Genomic DNA, 16,794 nt, shown 5'->3' on the forward strand with positions numbered 1-16,794 from the left:
ACTTCGCCGGCTTCGCGGTCGGCTGCGCGGCGGCCGCGACAGGTGCAGGCGACGGCTGCTCTGTGGGCGCGGCGGACGCCGTGGAGGCGTCGGGCCAGCGCCCGGCGACGGCGGGCTGCTGTGCGTTGGCGTCAGCGGAGGGGTTCGCAGCTTGCGGCGTCGGCGCCGGTCCCGCCTGTGCAGGCGTCTTCACGGCGGCGATGCTCTGCGGCGTCAGATATTCGGCGCGCGCGTCCTCGACCGAGTGCTGCTGCGGCACGGCTGAATCCGCTGCAGGCGTATCGGGCGCAGTCTGTGCGGTTTGGGTGGCCTTGCCGCCTTCGGCGCGCAGATACCAGCACTGCCGCTTGGTCGCGCGCTCGAGGCGATAATGCCAATGCTGGCCCTGCGGCGCGGCGCCCTTTGGCGAGCCAAGGCAGTCGCTCGCGGCATTTGCCGTGCTCGGTGGCGTCGATGCATTCTGCGACACGGCGGCAAGTGGCGCGCCGGCAATGATGCTGCCTACGAGGGCAGATAAGAATTTTGCGGTGCGGTTGCCCATCCTGGTCTCCCGATTACGCATGACGCAACTCGTTACCTTCCCTTTGTCGTCAAAGACTTGGGTGGCAATGAGCCGCAAATCCGGAGAGGATGTGGCCTGAATCGGGCTTGCGCGGCGTTCGTTCCCCCGCGAAACCAGACTTTTTCGCTGCTATTGCTTGGTCGAAGTCCAGGTTCCGCCGCAGCCGTCCGAGCGGCGGAAGGAACCGGAGCCGCTGCGGGCAGCGAGGCGGCCCGAGCCGGTAAAGGTCACGCCATCACCTTGACCGAACGTGCTGACCGCGCCGCTCGCGCTGACGGTACCCGTGACGCCTTGGCCTATGACCTTGCCCGAGGAGACCACGACCGCGCCGGACGTGGTGCCGCCGCAGCCGACGCTGACGACCATCCAGGCGCCGTCGAAACTCCCGCCACCGCCTCCACCACCGCGTCGCGAGGAGCTGCGCGGCTCCTCGGCGGGCTTGCTGCGACGCGCCGAGGGGGCCGGCTCGGCGGAACGATCCGACCGCGAGCCGGACAGCGATTTCTCGTCATTGCCGATCGAGCCGCCGGCGCTGCCGGACTGCGCAACGGCGGACGGTGGAGCGCCGACGGCGGACAGGAAGACGGTCAGGGCAATCGCAGGGATGATGGCGCGCATGAGTAAAAATCCAGAATGAAAAATCGTATCAGCGGCCGGAGCCGTCGGCACAGACGGAACCGATAATGCGGCAAGCTTTGCCAGCCTTGCCGCATTCGTCAAGCGCGGCATCTTTCGCGCGCTGCAGGCTGTCGCGCTGGACCAGCGACCAGGATTTGTCGGAGATCGCGAACGCGCCGCAGCGGTTGCCATAGAAAGACAGCTCGATCGGACATTTGGCGCCGGCGCAATTGCCGCGCGCATCCGCCACCGCCGCGCGCCGCGAGGCGTGGTTCCAGGAGATGCCCCATTTGCTGCCGTCGGGGCCGTAGACGATCGAGCCCCATGGCTTCAGGTCCTCCATCTTGCGCATCCGCAACAGCAGGCCTTCGGTGGCTTCGCCCGTCGGCGCCATGGAAATCCGCTGCTGGAGTTTCGTGATCGCGCGGGTCAGTCCATCAGGGCTGTCAGGATCGAAATTGAGCTCGTAGAGCCGCTCGCTGAGTTCGCTCAGCAGGGCGGCATCGCGCAAGGGGACGCGGTCCGGATCGGCGCGCAGCCGATCCGCCGGCAACGGATCGGGCTGCATCGCTGCGACCTGCGGCGGCGCGGTTTGCGTGGGGGCGACGAAATAGAAGGTGCCGTCGATCGGCGAGGACGACACCCAGGGCTGCTGCGCGCCGGACGTGGCGCGCTTCACCGCGAGGCCGACCTGGTTGAAGGTCTGGAACACGTCGAGGCCCGCGGTCCGGACCGTCGCGGCCAAGGCCTTGGTGTAGGGGCTGTGGCCGTCGCTGCCGTCCTGGGCGACGTTGCCGGGTTGGGTTGCGTAGGAGATCAGCGTGCCCTCGGGCGCGCGCATCTGCGCGAGGCCGCCATCGGAGGCGCGCAGGCCGCGTGAGCCGAAGGGGTTGTTGCGGCAGGCGTCCAGGATCACGAGGTTGAGGCGCGTGCCCGATCCCTGCATCTGGCGCAGCACGAGGTTGACATCGGTCATCTGGAAGTCGACGTCGGCCTCGCGGGTCGGATTGGCGCCGACCGGCACGAGATAGTTGGCGCCCGAGACCTGCACGCCGTGGCCGGCATAATAGAACAGCGCGACGTCGGCGCCCTGCACCTGCCGGCCAAAGCTCTGCACCGCCAGATCCATCGCGCCCTTGTCAAGATCGAGTTGGGCGCGGCCTCCGACCAGCGTAAAGCCGAGCAGGCCAAGCGTGTCCGCCATCAGGCTCGCGTCCTTGGATGGATTGTCGAGCGGCGTGATGTTCTTGTAGGCGGAGTTGCCGACCACGAGCGCGATGCGCTTCTCGGCCGATGCCGGGTGCGTTGCGACGACGAGCAGGGCTGCGACCAGCATCGCCAGCCCCGGGACGCGATTGAAAATCCTCGCGCGCATCAAAATTCCCCAAACAATATCGCCATTCTACCAGCTCGAGGCGCGGGCGAAAAGCGGTGCGACAGTGTGTACAGCGTTGGCCGGTCGCGCCGGGGAGGGCGCACGCTTGCGCGTTCCCGCGGCAGATTCTGCCCGAACCTTGCTGCCGTTCATCGCCCAACTGGAGGCCAAAGGGCGCAGGGAAGGCCGGGCGCCGGCGGCACCCGTTGGTCCGTGCGCTACAGGAATGCACACGGGGTGGACCGATAGGGTGGCCGATCGCCCGGCCTTCCCTGCGCGGATGGTTTTAACGGTGTCCTTCGTGCACTCCCCGGGGAGCGATGCACTATTGCCCCCGTCGCCTGGCCGATCGCTGATGCGCGCGCCCGGTCGGGCCGCCACATCACCGCGAGGCTTGACGCACAGACCCCGGGCGTCAGGACCACACGACTTCTCCGTCCGCGGACGGTCCGGCCGAAATCATCGAGGGCTTGCGTGTGCTCACCCCCGATGACCGACAAGCCCGCTCTCCAGCGCCGTGTCGTACGCGTCGCGCGAGGACTCACGGTTGCCCGCCCTGTCGTCACGCCGCCCGCGCCGTCGCTGCCGCGTCCACCGCCACCCGGCCCGCATGTCGTGACGGTCGCGAACGCCCCTTTGGCAGGGCCAGGATGACGGGCGTATGCCACAAATCCGAAATTCGGAAAAGCGAAATATTTTTGCGCGGAGGCCTTGACGGGGGTGTTTTGCCCGACGCGTCAGCGCCGGTGGCGAACGACCCAAATCGGGCTTGGAGCCACCTGAAACGCTTGTCATCCGCTGGCAAGAACAATGTCGAAATGCGCGACCAACGCATGCCTCTCAAGGCGTGATGGCGAATTTTGCAGAGTAACGATTAACCTTTCCGGATGCGGGGCCGCATTGAGCCAGCGGTCGGTCACGTTTTCTTCTTCGCCAGCGAAATACAACTGGGTCACCAGGCAATCGAACCGCCCCTCAACGGTGAGATGAATGTGCGGCGGCCTGACGTCGCCCTCTGCTGTCGGATAGCGGCCCGGTTTGACGGTACGAAAGCTGTAGTGCCCGGCCGCATCCGTTGTGAGACGCGCGAAGCCTTTGAAATTGGGATCGAGCGGCGCCGGATTGATATCACTCGGATGACGATATTTCCCCGCCGCGTTGGCTTGCCAGATGTCAATGCGTGCATGCGGCACCGGCGCTCCCGAACGCGTGAGCACGCGTCCGCTGAGATGGATGAGCTGGCCCAGCGCCTCAGCGGTGCTGCCGCTTGGACGCGCCAGATCGGTTGCCAGATCGGGGTGCTCCGAGACCGGGTAGAACGGGCCGACAATCTGCGGCGGCGTGATCGCCAATGCTGCTGCATCGCGGCCACTCGTCTGGGCTTTGGATGGGGTCTGGCTCATCAAGGCAGCTTGATATCCGCATCCTTGACGACCTTGCCCCAGTGGGCGATGTCACTCCGGATTCCCTCACCAAATTCTGCGGCGGTGCCACCCACGGCTACGGCTCCTATCTTGTCGAGCGAAGCGCGGATCTTCGGCTCGAGAAGTACCTTGTTAATTGCCTTGTTGAGCTGCGACGTTACTTCCGCAGCCGTTCCACGCTTCGCTGCAAAGCCGATCCAATCGGCTGTCACCAGATCGGGAAAGCCTGCCTCGATCACAGTGGGAATGTCTCCCAGGGCAGCAATCCTGGTGGGGGCGGTGACGGCAAGCGCTCGCAACTTGCCGGTCGCAATGAGGTCAATAACCGGAAGCGTGGTGACAAACATGTATTGGACGTTGCCGCTGATCAGATCGGTGATTGCTTGGGAAAACTGCTGGTAGGGCACGTGGGTGGCGCGCACGCCCGCCTGCAATGCAAACATTTCGCCGATCAGGTGCGAGGGGGTGCCGAAGCCCGCGGAAGAGAAGTTGAGCTTCCCTGGCTTGCTCTTGAGCAACGCCACCAGACCGGCTAACGAGTCGACCGGCAAGGAAGGCGTTGTAACGAGCACGGTGTAGGATTTCGATATCTTGATCACCGGATCGAAATCCACATCCGCCCGTGTCTCCGCCTTCGGAAGCAGGGCCGGGGTGACCGTCATCGGAAGGCTCATGGTCAGCAGTGTATAGCCGTCCGCCGGACGACCGCTCACGTCGTTCATGGCAATGGTCTGCAGCGCACCGGGGCGATCTTCCACCACAAGTCGCCAGCCTTCATTGGCCGCGAGCTCGTCGGCGATCATGCGGCTGATGATGTCGGGCGGTGTCCCCGCGCCGGCAGGGACGACAACACGTATGAGATTGGACGGATAAGGCTGCGCGGCGACCTTGCCGGGCAGCAACAATCCCGCGAGGCTTCCGAGCAGGAAGGTGCGACGGGGTACGTGAATGTTCGACATGGCTGCTCCAATCCTTGGCGGTGGAGGGTAACGCGAATTGCAGCTTGTCCCGCGGACCTATATAAGAAAAGTTCTATTTCTCGATAGTTCTATTCCATTTCGGAAAGGGTCGCATGCTCGATGCATCCCAGATCAGCCGTCGGATCAAGCTGCGGCAACTGAACGTGTTTATCGCCGTCGTGGAATACGGGAGCATGGCGAAGGCGGCCGAGCACCTAGCAATTTCTCAGCCTGTCATATCCAAGATGATCGCAAGCCTGGAGCAAACGATCGGCCTTCCGCTTCTGGAGCGCAGCCGGCTCGGCGTTGAGCCCACGCTTTACGGCAAGGCCTTGCTCAAGCGCAGCATTGCTTTGTGCAACGATTTGCGGAGTGGCGTCGACGAGCTGCAATCGCTCGCTGATCCCGCGGTGGGTGAATTGCGCATTGGCAGCACCGAGCCCGTGATGGCCGGACTACTGCCCGCCATCATTGACCGGCTATCCCGGCAATATCCGAGGCTCGCGCTTCACATCATCGAGGGCGAACCGCCGGAGCTTCAGGATCGTCATCTGCGCAATCACGACATCGACCTCATGATAGGGCGCCTGCCGAGCCCGACACCGGCTGCCGATACCGATGTCGAAGTGCTGTTGCACGAAAGCGGTGTCGTTGTCGCAGGCTTGCACAGTCCGTGGGTGGGGCGGCGCAAGATCCGCCTCGACGAGCTGGTCAACGAGCGTTGGTGCCTGCCGCCGCGCGAAAGCTTTCCGGGCGGCTGGATTGCCAACGCATTTCACGCCTCCGGGCTGGAGGTGCCACGTGCCAGCGTAACCGTGTATTCGATCCTTATGCAGTCGGCGTTGCTCTCGTCGGAACGATTCCTGAGTTTCCTTCCGGCATCGATGTTGCACTTCAGCGCGAAGCGGCTGTCGATGAAGGTTTTACCGGTGGAAATGCCTATTCAGATGTGGCCGATCGGGATCATTGCGATGAAGGGCAGAACGCCAAACCCTGCTCAGCGGCTGCTCGTCGAGTGCGCCCGGGAGGTCGCAAAGCCGCTCGCAGGTAAGCGAAACGCGCGTCGTTCCGCTCCTGCGCGGCCATCGTCGGCTACCCCGGGGTAAGGCGGTGGCCGGGCGAGCGCAGCGAGCATTCCGGAGTGCTGCCGCGGAACGATTTCTGGAATGCTTGTCTTCGCCGGAAATGACGCCGAGGAGATGGCGGTCCAACCGGATCACCTCGGGAAACTTATCCTTCCGGCCGTCGTTTAATTGCGGCTGAGGAGACGCCATGCCGATCAAGGACCAGATCAAAAATCTCGCCAAGAAGTTCGTTGAGGATCACCCCGACGCGGCAACGCTGCGGGCGCTCGTGCGGGCTCGGAAGCCGACAGCCATCCGTTTCCAGGACGATGGCATCGTGCCGAATAACCCGCATTTTCCCGTCTTGCTCTATCGCGGCGCGGTGAACCTGAAGACCCGGCGTTTTGCTCCAGAGGTCATCATCGACACGATGTTCGATCGTCACGGCTGGGGCCGCTCTTGGCGCGATACGGTTTATGACTTTGTCCACTATCATTCGCAGATCCACGAAGTGATGGGCGTGGCACGCGGCACGGCCAGGATCGAGTGCGGCGGGATCAAGGGGGCGAATCCTGAGCGTGAAGGCCGGAGATGTTCTGGTCCTTCCCGCGGGCACGGGACACCGGCTGATCGAGTCCGGCCGGGACTTCCTGGTCGTCGGAGCGTATCCGCAGGAGGGGACGTATGACGAGTGCACCGACACGCGAGAGCGTCCTGACGCCAGCAAACGCATCGCCAAGGTCCGCAAGCCGAAGACCGATCCCGTGCTGGGTGCCGGCGGCCCGTTGCTCAAATCATGGCGGATAAAGCCATCGCGATCGTGAGGCGGGGGGATCGCTTTCGCTGTGCCGGTTTCGAATGTCGTTCGTTGGAACGCCGCCCGTCTTGGTCAGGTCAGATAATCCGGCGTGAAATCCGCGAGCGCGCGAAGCTCGTCAAGTTGCAACAGCTCGATCTCGCTTCCCTCCCAGGCAATCAATCGGCGCCCTCTCAGCTCCTGGATGGTGCGATTGACGTGGACGATCGACAATCCGCAGGCATCGGCGACGTGCCGCTGCGTCATCGGCATCTGGAAGCGGCCGTTCTTGACGAGGCCCACGACCGCCAGCCTTGCGGCGAGCTCGCAGATCAGATGCGCCACCTTCGGCAGTGCCGCCTGTGCGCCGAGGCGCGCGATCCATTGTCGCGAGATCGCCGCATCGATCAGCGTCTCGCGCCAGAACGCGCGGGTCAGGTGAATGGAGCCGTCGAGCAGCTGCTTGAGTGGGCTGTGTGCGACGTAGCCGACGATGGAAGGGCCAAGCCCGACGAGGTCCGCATCCATCGGCGAGACCAGCAGCGTGTGCAGGCACGGCATGTTGCCGGGAACGTGGAAGGCGAGGATCTGGCTGCGATCGCCGACGATGCGAGCCTGATAGAGGAAGCCGCTGACGACGAAAACGCAGCGAGAGGCATCTTCACCCTGGCGCAGCAGGATTTCGCCGTCGGAGACCTGGCGCAGCGTGGACGGCAGAGCCGCGATCTGGCGGCGTTCGTCGTCGGAGAGGCCTTCAATCGCCTGGAGATGTGCGATGAACTTGGGGTGCGGCATGGAGAGGAGGAGGTGTTTCAGTCGTCACCCGGCATCGCCGGCTCGAGCAGGCATCGTGAGAGTTTCGCGATGGTCCAATCGGACACGGGAACCGCCTGGAACTCGCGGATGGCGCGCGCAAGCTCCTGATCCGACATCGGCCGCGCCGGCTCGTTCAGCGCGCCTCGCTGGAAGGCAGCGCTGATACTGTCCAGGTGCTCGCCCGACTCCGATGCGAACAGGTGGCGAATGCGCTTCAGGATCGTCGTAGAGCTCATGCGAATGGCGGGCGCAGTCAGCGATCGAGGGACGGTGGGCTGCAACCAAGTAATGTCGCAGACCGGTAGCAACCTGTGCTTCCGACCCGCGTTCTAGTCCGCTGGATACGGGCCAGATGTATCATTTGATCGAACCGGCAGGATTTTTGGCGGGACACATGGAAAAAGCGCATGACGTGCTGATCCGGAACTTGGGCGAGCACACCGCGCTCGCCCAGGAGGATGTCGCCGAAATTCGCGGGCTGACCTTTGTGCAGCGCGAGTTCGCGCCGAACGAGGATTTCATCCGTCAGGGCGACGAACCCGAGCATTCGGCGCTGGTCGTCTCCGGCATGATCGCGCGCTACCATTTGCTCGACAGCGGCCGGCGGCAATACCTCGCGTTCCATCTGTCCGGCGACCTGCCGGACTCCCAGGGCTTGTTCATCGACCAGATGGACCATGGCCTCTGCGCCCTCGGGCCTGCCTCGGTGGCCTTCATCCCGCATCGCGAATTGTTCATTGCCTTCCGGCGACGGCCGACCTTCGCACTGTCGGTTTGGCGCGAGACCCTGCTCGATGCCGCGATCTTTCGCGAGGCCATCACCAACAACAGCGCCCGGCCGATGCACGCGCGCATGGCACACCTGTTCTGCGAGCTGTTCTACCGCGCCCGCGCAGCGCAGCTCGTCCGCGGCAATCGCTGCCGCCTGCCGCTCAGCCTGGCGCAGCTCGGCGAGACCTTGGGTATGGCGATCGCGACGGTGAACCGGACGCTCGCCGACCTCAGGCGGAGCGGGACCATGGACATGCACGACGGCGAGCTCATCGTCATGAAATGGCGCGAATTGCAGCGGCTCGGAGGCTTCAGTCCGACCTATCTGCACTTGAAGCGCCAATCGCCGCCGCATGCGTGAGACCTAAAGCTAACCGTCCGCGGCCGTGCGTCCCATCACCTCGTCAAAGTGCTTCTTCACCCAGTCGTTGCAGGAGCAGGCTCTGGCTTCGAGCGCCGGCGCATCTAGGATCAGGATGGCGCCGCGGCGTGTCGCGAGGATCCGCCTGGCCTTGAACATCTGGATGACGCGGCTGGCATAGCTGCGGGACACGCCGAGCATGCCGGCCAGCTGCTCATGGGTGAGGGGGATCTCGGGGCCGCCGACGTGCTCCTGCGCGGAGATGATCCACTTGGCGGCGCGCTGCTCGATCGAATGCGCGGCATTGCAGGCCGCGGTCTGGAGCAGCTGCGCGAACTGGCAGTCGGCGTAGCGAGAGAAGATTTGCTGAAGCGTGGCCGACCTCTGTTGGGCCTGCTCGAGCACGCGCGGCGGCAGCCGCAGCAGGGTGCCGCCCAGCTTCACGACGATGCGCGAATAGGCCAGCGAGGCGCTGCGGCCGGCGGCAATGCCCACCGCGCCCTCGCGCCCGACCAGCAGGCTTTCGACCTCGCGATCGTCCTCGACCGGCACGGCGAACGACACGAGCGTGGAACGGCAGGGAAAATGGACCGCCGTCACCTCGTCGCCGGCATGATAAAGGATGTGGCTCGCCTCGAGTTCGACCGGCTGGAGGTGCGGCGCGAGCAGTTCGAAATCCGGGCGGCTGAGCTGCTGGAGAAGATCGTTCTGGGGCCGACCGGTCACATGTCTTGCTCTGGCCGGGAATCGGCACCGGCCAGAACCCTACGTTTCCGTGACGGAGCCGACGGTTCCAAAGTGCACACAAGGCGTTTCTCAGCCGTTGAAAAATGGCCTCCGGCTTGCGGAATTCCAGAAAGTTTTGGCGAGGCATGGGACGAGGCAATGGCGCAGCCGAACCCAGCGGCCTTCAACATTGCGAGCTCTGTGCAGGAGTGCACACAGCAGGGGCGCGGCTCCAGCGTAGCGCGCTCGTCGCGGAGCGCCGCAGCCCGTGCGCTCTGCCCGACGGACAGCCGGCCTATACCTCAACGCCGCCGGGCCGGCGGGCCCGAGGGCGGCCGGGATGTTCATCACCCGAAGTTCGTCACCCGAAGCGTGCTTCGCAATCGTGCGCGGGCCGGCCTTTTTCCGCGTGGGCGCGATAGGCATCGATCGCCCTGTTGGCGAGCATCAGTTGCCGGCGCTCGCCGGTCCTGAGCTGGGCCTCAATGGCGTCGAGCAGGACGTTCGCCGTCTCGTCCGGGGAGCCGAGCTCTCCGCTCTGCTCCAGGAAACTCCAGGCGATGAAGAATGCGTTCTCGACGGTGCAGCGAATGGACATGGCTGCCAACGCGGCGCGGCCGTTGCCGTTCCGCGGGACAGACGAATGCTTTGAATTGGCGCGCGTGCCCGCTACTTCAGCGAGCTGCCGATCGAGGTGAACTTCTTGTTCAGCGTCGCGCCGAGATTGTTGACGACGGCGATGATCGCAAGCGCAATGCCGGCGGCGATCAGGCCGTACTCGATCGCTGTGGCGCCGGACTCGTCGGCGAGGAAGCGGCGGATCGTCTGCATGGTTGCCAGAAATCCAAAAAGAGAGCTGGCGAGGACCGTATTCTGCAGAGAGCGGGTTCCCCAATTTGGAACACGGGTCTGCGTCAGTTTCTAGTTCTTGAGCACGATGCGGCCGACGACCTTGCCGGCGCGAAGCTCGTCGATCCATGTTTGGACGTCGGCCATCGGCTCCTCGCGCATCGGCGTCGGCTTGATCTTGCCGGCGCGGGCGAGCGCCATCAGCTCGTGAGCCTCGGTGAGTGTGCCGACCATGAAGCCCTCGATGGTCATGCGCTTGTAGACCCATTGCACCATCGGCAACGTGAACTGCCCCCCCATCAGGCCGGAGACCACGATCTTGCCGCCGCGCGCGGCGACGGCGACCGCGAAAGCCATGGACTTCTCGTTGCCCGCGAAGTCGACGATCTCGTCGAAGCCGCCATCGGTTTCCTTGAGGATGCGCTTGACCACGTCGGGCTCGGCCGGATCGTAGGCCACCGCCGCGCCGTTCTTCAGCGCGGTTTCGCGCGCGGCACCGCTGAGGTCGGCGACCGTGATCGGCTGCTTGAACATGGCCGCCGCGAAGGAAAGGCCCATCATGCCGACACCGCCGAGGCCGATCAGCAGGAGGTTGCGCTGGCGCGGCCGGTCGACCAGGCGCTTGAGCGCGCCGTAGGCGGTGACGCCGGAGCACATCAGCGTCGCGGCCTGGTTGACGGGCAGGGGATCGTAGTCGAGCAGATATTTCGCGTCGGGCACCAGCACGTGGGTGGCGAAGCCGCCGTCGATGGAGACGCCGAGAAAGCGCTGTCTGGCGCAGAGATTCTCGTCGCGATTGGCGCAGTCGCGACACTGGCCGCAACCGATCCACGGAAACACCGCCTTCTTGCTGCCGACGAGACCGGCGAATACCTCGGGGCCGACTTCGTCGACCACGCCCGCGATCTCGTGGCCGAGCGTGAAGGGCAGCGTCATGCCGCGCGTGGTGTCGAGCTTCTTGCCGCCGCCGAGATCGGCGTAGCCGTCCTGGATGTGCAGATCGGAGTGGCAGAGGCCGCAACGCTCGATCCGCACCAGCACCTCTCGACCTTGCGGCTTCGGCGTCTCGACGATGGTCTCGCACAGCGGCGCATCGAACTTGACGAGGGACTGCCGACGCATCAACGCCATATTTCTTCCTCCGAAATTATCTCTCTGTTTCGCTGCGTATATTGGCCAATTCACGGGCCATGGCAACAAAGCCGGAAATCGGAACGGTCTCCGCGCGCCGCGTCGCATCGACGCCGGCAGCTGCGGCGAGCCGCGCGGGATCGGCGCCGAGCGCCTTCAGGCTTTGCCGCAGCATCTTGCGGCGCTGGCCGAAGGCGGCGGCCGCGACCTGTTCGAGCAGCTTGCGATCGCAGGCGAGAGGCGTTTCGCGCGGGATCAGTCGCACAACGGAAGACGTAACCTTCGGCGGCGGCACGAAGGCGGACGGCGCGATGTCGAACAGGATCTTGGTCTCGCAGCGCCAATTGGCGAGCACGCCGAGTCGGCCGAAGGCCTCTTCGTCCTCGCGCGCCGCGATGCGCTCGCCGACCTCGCGCTGGAACATCAGGACCATCATTTCGTACCAGGGCGGCCAGGGTTCGGTGGTGAGCCAGCCGACGAGGAGGTGGGTCGCGATGTTGTAGGGCAGGTTGGCGACGATTTTTGCTCTTTCGCCTGATAGCAGCGGGCGCGGGTCGAAGGTCATGGCGTCGCCATGGACGATCTCGAGACGGCCGGGATAGCGCGCAGCAATATCCTGCAAGGCAGGGATCGCGCGCTCGTCATGCTCGATGGCGATGACGCGTCTGGCGCCGAGCGCGAGCAGGGCGCGCGTCAGCCCGCCCGGGCCGGGGCCGATCTCGATGATGGTGGAATCCTCGAGTGGAGCCGCCGCACGCGCGATGCGCGCGGTGAGATTGAGGTCGAGGAGGAAGTTCTGGCCGAGCGATTTGCGCGCCGACAAGGCGTGCTGGCGAATGACCTCGCGAAGCGGCGGGAGGTCATCGATCGTGCTCATCGGGTTTTCGCAGCCGCCATCCGGCTCGCAAGCCTCAACGCAGCGATCAGGCTTGCCGGATTGGCCTTGCCGGTGCCGGCGATGTCGAAGGCGGTGCCGTGGTCGGGCGAGGTGCGGATGAAGGGCAGTCCGAGCGTGACGTTGACCGCGTCATCGAAGGCCACAGTCTTGATCGGGATCAGCGCCTGGTCGTGGTACATGCAGACGGCGCAGTCATAGCTGTTTCGCGCGGCTTCGTGGAACATGGTGTCGGCGGGGAGCGGTCCCTTCGCCTCGATACCGTCGCCCCGCAACGTCTTGATCGCCGGCGCGATCACGGTCTGCTCCTCGTGGCCGAGCGAGCCGCCCTCGCCCGCGTGCGGATTGAGGCCGGAAATCGCGATGCGCGGATTCGCGATGCCGAAGCGGGATTTGAGTTCGGTCGCGACGATGCGCACGGTCGAGACGATCAGCTCGCTGGTGAGCTGGGCCAGTGCATCGCGCAAGGAGACGTGGATGGTCACGGGCACTACGGCGAGCCGCGGCGACCACAGCATCATCACCGGCTGCGGCGTGGGGCCGTCTTCCGCGGCGAGCTCTGCGAGGAATTCGGTATGGCCGGGATGGCGGAAGCCGGCACGATAGAGCACGCTCTTGGCAATCGGATTGGTGACAACGGCGCCGGCGCGGCCCTCGCGGACATCCGTGACCGCCTGGCGGATCGAGGCGAGCGCGGCCGGCGCGCTCGATGCGTCGGGCTTGCCGGGCGCGGCGCTCGCGGGCTCGCCGGACGCAACCACGGGCAGGGCCTCGGGGAAGGCGGCCTCGGCCTCGCCGGTGGTCACCGAAGCGATCCTGACGGCAGCGCCGAGCGCCTTGGCGCGGCGGGCGATCAGCGCCTCGTCGCCGAGCAGATAGAAGGCGGGCAGGTCCAGTTCGCGGCGCTTGAGCCAGGCTGCGATGGTGATGTCGGGGCCGATGCCGGCAGGCTCTCCCAGCGTCAGGGCGAGGGGCTTGGCAGGCTGCTTGGCCATCAGCGGTTGCGATACTCGATCATCGCCGCCTTGCGGAGCTCCTCGAGATAGGTCTTCTGGGTCTTCTCGTACTTCTCCTGATACATCTTCTCGCGGACCTCGCGCTTCTTCGGCGTGTCGATCATGGTCGGCTTGCGCGAGCACAGCACCACCATCTCGATGCCTGCCTTGGTCGTCTCGGGCGCGGTCAGGTGGCCGATCGGCGTGTCGTCGAGCACCTTACGCAGCGCCTCGGGTAATTCAGCGGTGGTCTTGGTGACGACGTCGCGGATGGTGGCGTTCGGCGTGGAGCGGAACAGCGAATTGGCTTCTTCGCAGCTTCCGACGCGCGAGCGATACTGCTCGGCTTCCTTATGCCGTGTCTCCAGGAACGCCGGCGACGAGCCCCGTGGCACGATCAGCACGATCGGCTGCATCTTGTATTCGGTGCCCTCGATCTGCAGCTTGTCGCCGGTCTGGGCCTGCACGGCCTGCGCGACGTCCTTCTCGCCGACCAGCAGCTTCTCCTTGAAGCGGCCGCGCACGAGGCTGGTCCAGACCATCTCGGCCTTCATGCGGCTCTTCAGGGTTTCGGGGCGGACGCCCTTGACCTCGAGCGACTTGGTGAGCTGGTCCGGCGAGATGCGCATGCGCTGCGCCATGCCCTCGTAGGACTGGTTGATGTCGGAGACGCCGGGGTCGACACCATATTTCTTGCCTTCCTTCATCTTCACCCGGTCGTCGATCAGCTCGTTGATGACGTCCTGGCGGGCCGGTGTCTTCTGCGTCGTCAGCTGGTCGAGCTTGGAGCGCTGCTCGATGTCGAAGTCGGTGATGGGATCGCCGTTGACCATCAAGACGATGTTCTGCGCACGCAACGGCGCGCCGGCCAGCAGCAGGGCGGCGAGGATGAGGAAGAGGCGGAAGACAGGCAATGGGATCGTCATATTTGTCGCTCGCATGTCAGCCGAGGTGAACCTGCGATCGGGAACACGCGGCCGGCACCTTCAAACCGTTCACTGGAGTCCGCCGCCGGAACTGCTGGTGGTCGCTGTGTTCGCCAGCGTGCGCAGGCCGATCTGGAACATGATCGCGTGGTTCAGCACGGGCGGGGTCGAGCCTGCGGAATAGCTATACGCAGTTACATAGTTCAAGCCGAGCACAAAACAATCGTCGACGTAGCCGGCACCGAGCACATACTGGTTGATCTTGTTGGCCTCAAGGTCCCAGCGCGCCGAGCCCGTGACCACCCAATTGGCCGCGAGCTTGATCGAGCCTGACGTCAGGATGCCCTCGCGGCGGGTTAGATAGCCGAGTTCCGGCTGCGCCGCGTAATTGCCGTACAGCATGCTGACTGACCAGCGGTTGAAGTTGGCGCGGCCTTCCGCCTCGAAGCGCTGCACGTTCCAGGTCTGCTCGTCCATGCGCGAGCGAACGCTGAACGTATAGGTGCTGTTGGGCGAATAGGCGGCGCTCGCCACATAGTCGGAGCGCGGCCTTTGCAGGCCGGAATCCACGCCGGTATTGATGGAGTCCTGGACCGCGAAGGAGTTCATGCCGAACAGCTGGTAGGACTGGCCGAACAGCGTCTTGATGGCTCCGCCCCTGTCGAACTGCGTGGTGGACTGCACGCCGACATTGGCGCGGCCGCCGCCCTCGACACGGTCGTAGCCGGAGAACTTGTCGACGCTGAACAGGTTCGAGGCGTCGAACACCATGCTCTGCGCGTCCTCGTTGGGGAGCTTGCCGGCATAGGTCTCGTTCGGCCGGATGATGATCTGCGCGATCGGCTCGATGGTGGTCGAACCCCAGGGCTGAACGTTGATGAAGGGGTAGCGGTATTCGAGGCCCACGGTCGGCATCAGGCGGAGCGCCTGGGTGTCGCCGACGGGCAAATAATTCGACACGCCCGGCTGGTTGGAGACCGAGGAGTTGATCGCGTCGGCGCGGAGAATGGCGAACGGCGTCCAGATTTCACCGAACGGATCGGTGAAGGACTTGCGCCACTGCGCTTCCGCCGTTAGGCGGGTGTAGGTACCCGGGAAGCCGCGCAGCAGGCACTGCGACGGCGTACGCGCGAGCGGATCGGCCGACACCGTCGTGCACAGGCTGTTGGTGTTGGCGAGCGTCGTGATCGGATCGAACACCGCGGTGTCACGCGACAGGTTCACGAAATTGGTCTTGTAGCTGAACTCGCCGCCGAAGACTGGATAGTTCAGCACGTTCGAGTAGTCGATCACGGGGTAGACGACCGGCACCTGGTTCTGGTTGCCCGAGTAACTCAGCCAGTACATCGTGCGCGCGTCGAAGAAGCTGCGATTGCCGACACCGGTCAGGTAAAGCTGCGAGAGTGCATCCGTCGGCAGATACAGGAACGAGCCCAGCGGATCGCGATATTGCGACAACCGATAGTCCGAGAAGAAATAATAGTCGGACATCAGGACACCGTCCCAACCCCAGACCCATTTGTCGTTCAGCGCGAACTGACCCTTGGTGTCGACGGCGCCGCGGAACTGCTTGTCGCCGGGCTGGCCCGCGAGCGCGCTCCGATCGAGCTGGTCGATGCCGTAGACGCGGATCTGATAGGCGCCGTCCATCAGGCGCTGGCGGAATTCGGCCTGGAACAGCACGCCCTGCCTGGACGTGATGCGCGGGTTGAAGGTGGCGTCCATGTCGGGCGCGATCGCCCAGTAGAACGGAACCTCGACGCCGTAGCCGAACGGCGTATTCGACGTGAAGCCCGGCATCAGGAAGCCGGTCTTGCGCTTCACGGTCGGGTCGGGCGTCGAGAAATAGGGCATATAGGCGATCGGCACGCCGAAGAATTCGAGCTGCGCCGTCTCGAAATACAGCATCTTCTCCTGCTGGTCGTGGATGATGCGCGCACCCTTGACCTGCCAGAGCGGCGGCTTCTTCGGATCGTCCTTGCACGGCGCGCAGGCCGTGTAGACGCCGTTCTCGAACACCGTGTAGTTGCCGCTGGAGCGATCGGAGCGGCTCGCCGCCATGCGGGTCTGGTCGGCCGTATCAACGCGCAGCGAATCGACGAAGCCGTCACGGTAGTCGTCGGACAGGTCCAGGATCTCGGCATAGGTGATCTTGCCGTCGGCATCCGTCATACGGATGTTGCCTTCGGCATGGAGCCGCTTGGTCTTCTGGTCGTAGATGACCTTGTCGGCCTCGACGCTGGTGCCGTTGTAGAACAGCTGGACGTTACCGACCGCGGAGACGCGCGAATTGTTGTAGTCGTAATCGACCTCGGTCGCCTGAACCAGCATCTGGTTGTCGTTGACGGCCTTCGGCGGCTTCGCACGCGGCGGCAGCGGATTGTAGGTGAAGCTCTGGGCGGAGGCCGGCGTCACGGCGGCAACGTCCATCACGCCACCGAGCGATGCCACGGCGGCGACAGCAAGCAGGAATCTGCGAATGGACAAGCCACACCCGTTCGCGCGCACCAATGTGCGCCGCGTCAA

Annotated in this window: 17 protein-coding genes and 1 pseudogene; 3 read left to right on the plus strand and 15 right to left on the minus strand. The window is 64.7% G+C overall.

The genetic code is table 11. The annotated features are described in order from the left end of the window. The 5 genes and pseudogenes from IVB32_RS41665 to IVB32_RS41685 form a co-directional block, all read right to left on the minus strand. A pseudogene (locus IVB32_RS41665) lies at positions 1-541 on the minus strand (hypothetical protein); the annotation flags it as partial. 150 nt (positions 542-691) lie between these two features. Further along, positions 692-1,180 carry a hypothetical protein gene (locus tag IVB32_RS41670; protein WP_204510992.1) on the minus strand — a complete coding sequence of 163 codons (489 nt, stop codon included), beginning with the start codon at positions 1,178-1,180 and terminating at the stop codon, positions 692-694. A 28-nt stretch (positions 1,181-1,208) separates the two neighbouring features. Then, on the minus strand, positions 1,209-2,555 hold the full coding sequence (locus tag IVB32_RS41675; protein WP_247368399.1) for a caspase family protein: 1,347 nt from the start codon (positions 2,553-2,555) through the stop codon (positions 1,209-1,211). Positions 2,556-3,346: 791 nt separating this feature from the next. Further along, complete coding sequence (locus IVB32_RS41680) at positions 3,347-3,958, minus strand: protocatechuate 3,4-dioxygenase (protein WP_247338059.1); 612 nt, start codon at positions 3,956-3,958, stop codon at positions 3,347-3,349. Further along, positions 3,958-4,938 carry a tripartite tricarboxylate transporter substrate-binding protein gene (locus IVB32_RS41685; RefSeq protein WP_247368398.1) on the minus strand — a complete coding sequence of 327 codons (981 nt, stop codon included), beginning with the start codon at positions 4,936-4,938 and terminating at the stop codon, positions 3,958-3,960. Before IVB32_RS41685 ends, IVB32_RS41680 begins: the two co-directional genes overlap by 1 nt. 113 nt (positions 4,939-5,051) lie before the next feature. On the opposite strand from IVB32_RS41685, the gene IVB32_RS41690 reads away from it, so the two are divergent. Beyond that, positions 5,052-6,044, plus strand: coding sequence for a LysR family transcriptional regulator (locus tag IVB32_RS41690; protein ID WP_018459107.1), 993 nt, complete (start codon positions 5,052-5,054; stop codon positions 6,042-6,044). A 166-nt stretch (positions 6,045-6,210) separates the two neighbouring features. Then, complete coding sequence (locus IVB32_RS41695) at positions 6,211-6,690, plus strand: hypothetical protein (protein WP_247413175.1); 480 nt, start codon at positions 6,211-6,213, stop codon at positions 6,688-6,690. A 201-nt stretch (positions 6,691-6,891) separates the two neighbouring features. On the opposite strand, the gene IVB32_RS41700 is transcribed toward IVB32_RS41695, so the two are convergent. Both IVB32_RS41700 and IVB32_RS41705 read right to left on the minus strand, forming a co-directional pair. Then, positions 6,892-7,593, minus strand: a complete 702-nt coding sequence (locus IVB32_RS41700; protein ID WP_247368394.1) for a Crp/Fnr family transcriptional regulator — start codon at positions 7,591-7,593, stop codon at positions 6,892-6,894. A 17-nt stretch (positions 7,594-7,610) separates the two neighbouring features. Continuing rightward, entirely contained in the window at positions 7,611-7,850 is a 240-nt protein-coding gene (locus IVB32_RS41705; protein ID WP_247368542.1) for a hypothetical protein, read from the minus strand. A gap of 158 nt (positions 7,851-8,008) precedes the next feature. Here IVB32_RS41705 and IVB32_RS41710 point away from each other — a divergent pair, with 158 nt between their 5' ends. Next, a complete protein-coding gene (locus tag IVB32_RS41710) occupies positions 8,009-8,746 on the plus strand; it encodes a Crp/Fnr family transcriptional regulator (protein WP_018459103.1) in 738 nt (245 codons plus the stop codon). Between the two features lie 9 nt (positions 8,747-8,755). Here the strand turns inward: IVB32_RS41710 and IVB32_RS41715 are convergent, their stop codons facing one another. From IVB32_RS41715 to IVB32_RS41750, 8 genes are all read right to left on the minus strand, one after another. Next, positions 8,756-9,472 carry a Crp/Fnr family transcriptional regulator gene (locus IVB32_RS41715; protein ID WP_247368393.1) on the minus strand — a complete coding sequence of 239 codons (717 nt, stop codon included), beginning with the start codon at positions 9,470-9,472 and terminating at the stop codon, positions 8,756-8,758. A gap of 361 nt (positions 9,473-9,833) precedes the next feature. After that, positions 9,834-10,070, minus strand: coding sequence for a hypothetical protein (locus tag IVB32_RS41720; protein ID WP_018459101.1), 237 nt, complete (start codon positions 10,068-10,070; stop codon positions 9,834-9,836). A 71-nt stretch (positions 10,071-10,141) separates the two neighbouring features. Then, positions 10,142-10,303: a Flp family type IVb pilin gene (locus IVB32_RS41725; protein WP_018459100.1), complete on the minus strand. Its 162-nt coding sequence runs from the start codon at positions 10,301-10,303 to the stop codon at positions 10,142-10,144. 90 nt (positions 10,304-10,393) lie between these two features. Then, positions 10,394-11,452, minus strand: coding sequence for an alcohol dehydrogenase (locus tag IVB32_RS41730; RefSeq protein ID WP_247368391.1), 1,059 nt, complete (start codon positions 11,450-11,452; stop codon positions 10,394-10,396). A 16-nt stretch (positions 11,453-11,468) separates the two neighbouring features. Next, the gene (gene rsmA, locus IVB32_RS41735; RefSeq protein WP_247368389.1) at positions 11,469-12,329 is read right to left on the minus strand and encodes a 16S rRNA (adenine(1518)-N(6)/adenine(1519)-N(6))-dimethyltransferase RsmA; all 861 of its coding nucleotides are present in this window, start codon (positions 12,327-12,329) and stop codon (positions 11,469-11,471) included. Next, the gene (gene pdxA, locus IVB32_RS41740) at positions 12,326-13,342 is read right to left on the minus strand and encodes a 4-hydroxythreonine-4-phosphate dehydrogenase PdxA (protein WP_247368385.1); all 1,017 of its coding nucleotides are present in this window, start codon (positions 13,340-13,342) and stop codon (positions 12,326-12,328) included. Before pdxA ends, rsmA begins: the two co-directional genes overlap by 4 nt. Beyond that, positions 13,342-14,268 carry a SurA N- domain family protein gene (locus tag IVB32_RS41745; RefSeq protein ID WP_026233734.1) on the minus strand — a complete coding sequence of 309 codons (927 nt, stop codon included), beginning with the start codon at positions 14,266-14,268 and terminating at the stop codon, positions 13,342-13,344. Before IVB32_RS41745 ends, pdxA begins: the two co-directional genes overlap by 1 nt. Before the next feature lie 69 nt (positions 14,269-14,337). Next, a partial coding sequence (locus IVB32_RS41750) for an LPS-assembly protein LptD (protein WP_247413176.1) occupies positions 14,338-16,794 on the minus strand: 2,457 nt, incomplete at its 5' end.

This window comes from Bradyrhizobium sp. 23, from assembly GCF_023073295.1.
GTDB classification, from domain to species: domain Bacteria; phylum Pseudomonadota; class Alphaproteobacteria; order Rhizobiales; family Xanthobacteraceae; genus Bradyrhizobium; species Bradyrhizobium canariense_D.

Bases quoted from the DNA above. Each gene is read 5' to 3' on its own strand.
- IVB32_RS41670 (WP_204510992.1), bottom strand. From the start codon at position 1,180: ATGCGCGCCATCATCCCTGCGATTGCCCTGACCGTCTTCCTGTCCGCC.
- IVB32_RS41675 (WP_247368399.1), bottom strand. From the start codon at position 2,555: ATGCGCGCGAGGATTTTCAATCGCGTCCCGGGGCTGGCGATGCTGGTC.
- IVB32_RS41680 (WP_247338059.1), bottom strand. From the start codon at position 3,958: ATGAGCCAGACCCCATCCAAAGCCCAGACGAGTGGCCGCGATGCAGCA.
- IVB32_RS41685 (WP_247368398.1), bottom strand. From the start codon at position 4,938: ATGTCGAACATTCACGTACCCCGTCGCACCTTCCTGCTCGGAAGCCTC.
- IVB32_RS41690 (WP_018459107.1), top strand. From the start codon at position 5,052: ATGCTCGATGCATCCCAGATCAGCCGTCGGATCAAGCTGCGGCAACTG.
- IVB32_RS41695 (WP_247413175.1), top strand. From the start codon at position 6,211: ATGCCGATCAAGGACCAGATCAAAAATCTCGCCAAGAAGTTCGTTGAG.
- IVB32_RS41700 (WP_247368394.1), bottom strand. From the start codon at position 7,593: ATGCCGCACCCCAAGTTCATCGCACATCTCCAGGCGATTGAAGGCCTC.
- IVB32_RS41705 (WP_247368542.1), bottom strand. From the start codon at position 7,850: ATGAGCTCTACGACGATCCTGAAGCGCATTCGCCACCTGTTCGCATCG.
- IVB32_RS41710 (WP_018459103.1), top strand. From the start codon at position 8,009: ATGGAAAAAGCGCATGACGTGCTGATCCGGAACTTGGGCGAGCACACC.
- IVB32_RS41720 (WP_018459101.1), bottom strand. From the start codon at position 10,070: ATGTCCATTCGCTGCACCGTCGAGAACGCATTCTTCATCGCCTGGAGT.
- IVB32_RS41725 (WP_018459100.1), bottom strand. From the start codon at position 10,303: ATGCAGACGATCCGCCGCTTCCTCGCCGACGAGTCCGGCGCCACAGCG.
- IVB32_RS41730 (WP_247368391.1), bottom strand. From the start codon at position 11,452: ATGGCGTTGATGCGTCGGCAGTCCCTCGTCAAGTTCGATGCGCCGCTG.
- rsmA (WP_247368389.1), bottom strand. From the start codon at position 12,329: ATGAGCACGATCGATGACCTCCCGCCGCTTCGCGAGGTCATTCGCCAG.
- pdxA (WP_247368385.1), bottom strand. From the start codon at position 13,342: ATGGCCAAGCAGCCTGCCAAGCCCCTCGCCCTGACGCTGGGAGAGCCT.
- IVB32_RS41745 (WP_026233734.1), bottom strand. From the start codon at position 14,268: ATGACGATCCCATTGCCTGTCTTCCGCCTCTTCCTCATCCTCGCCGCC.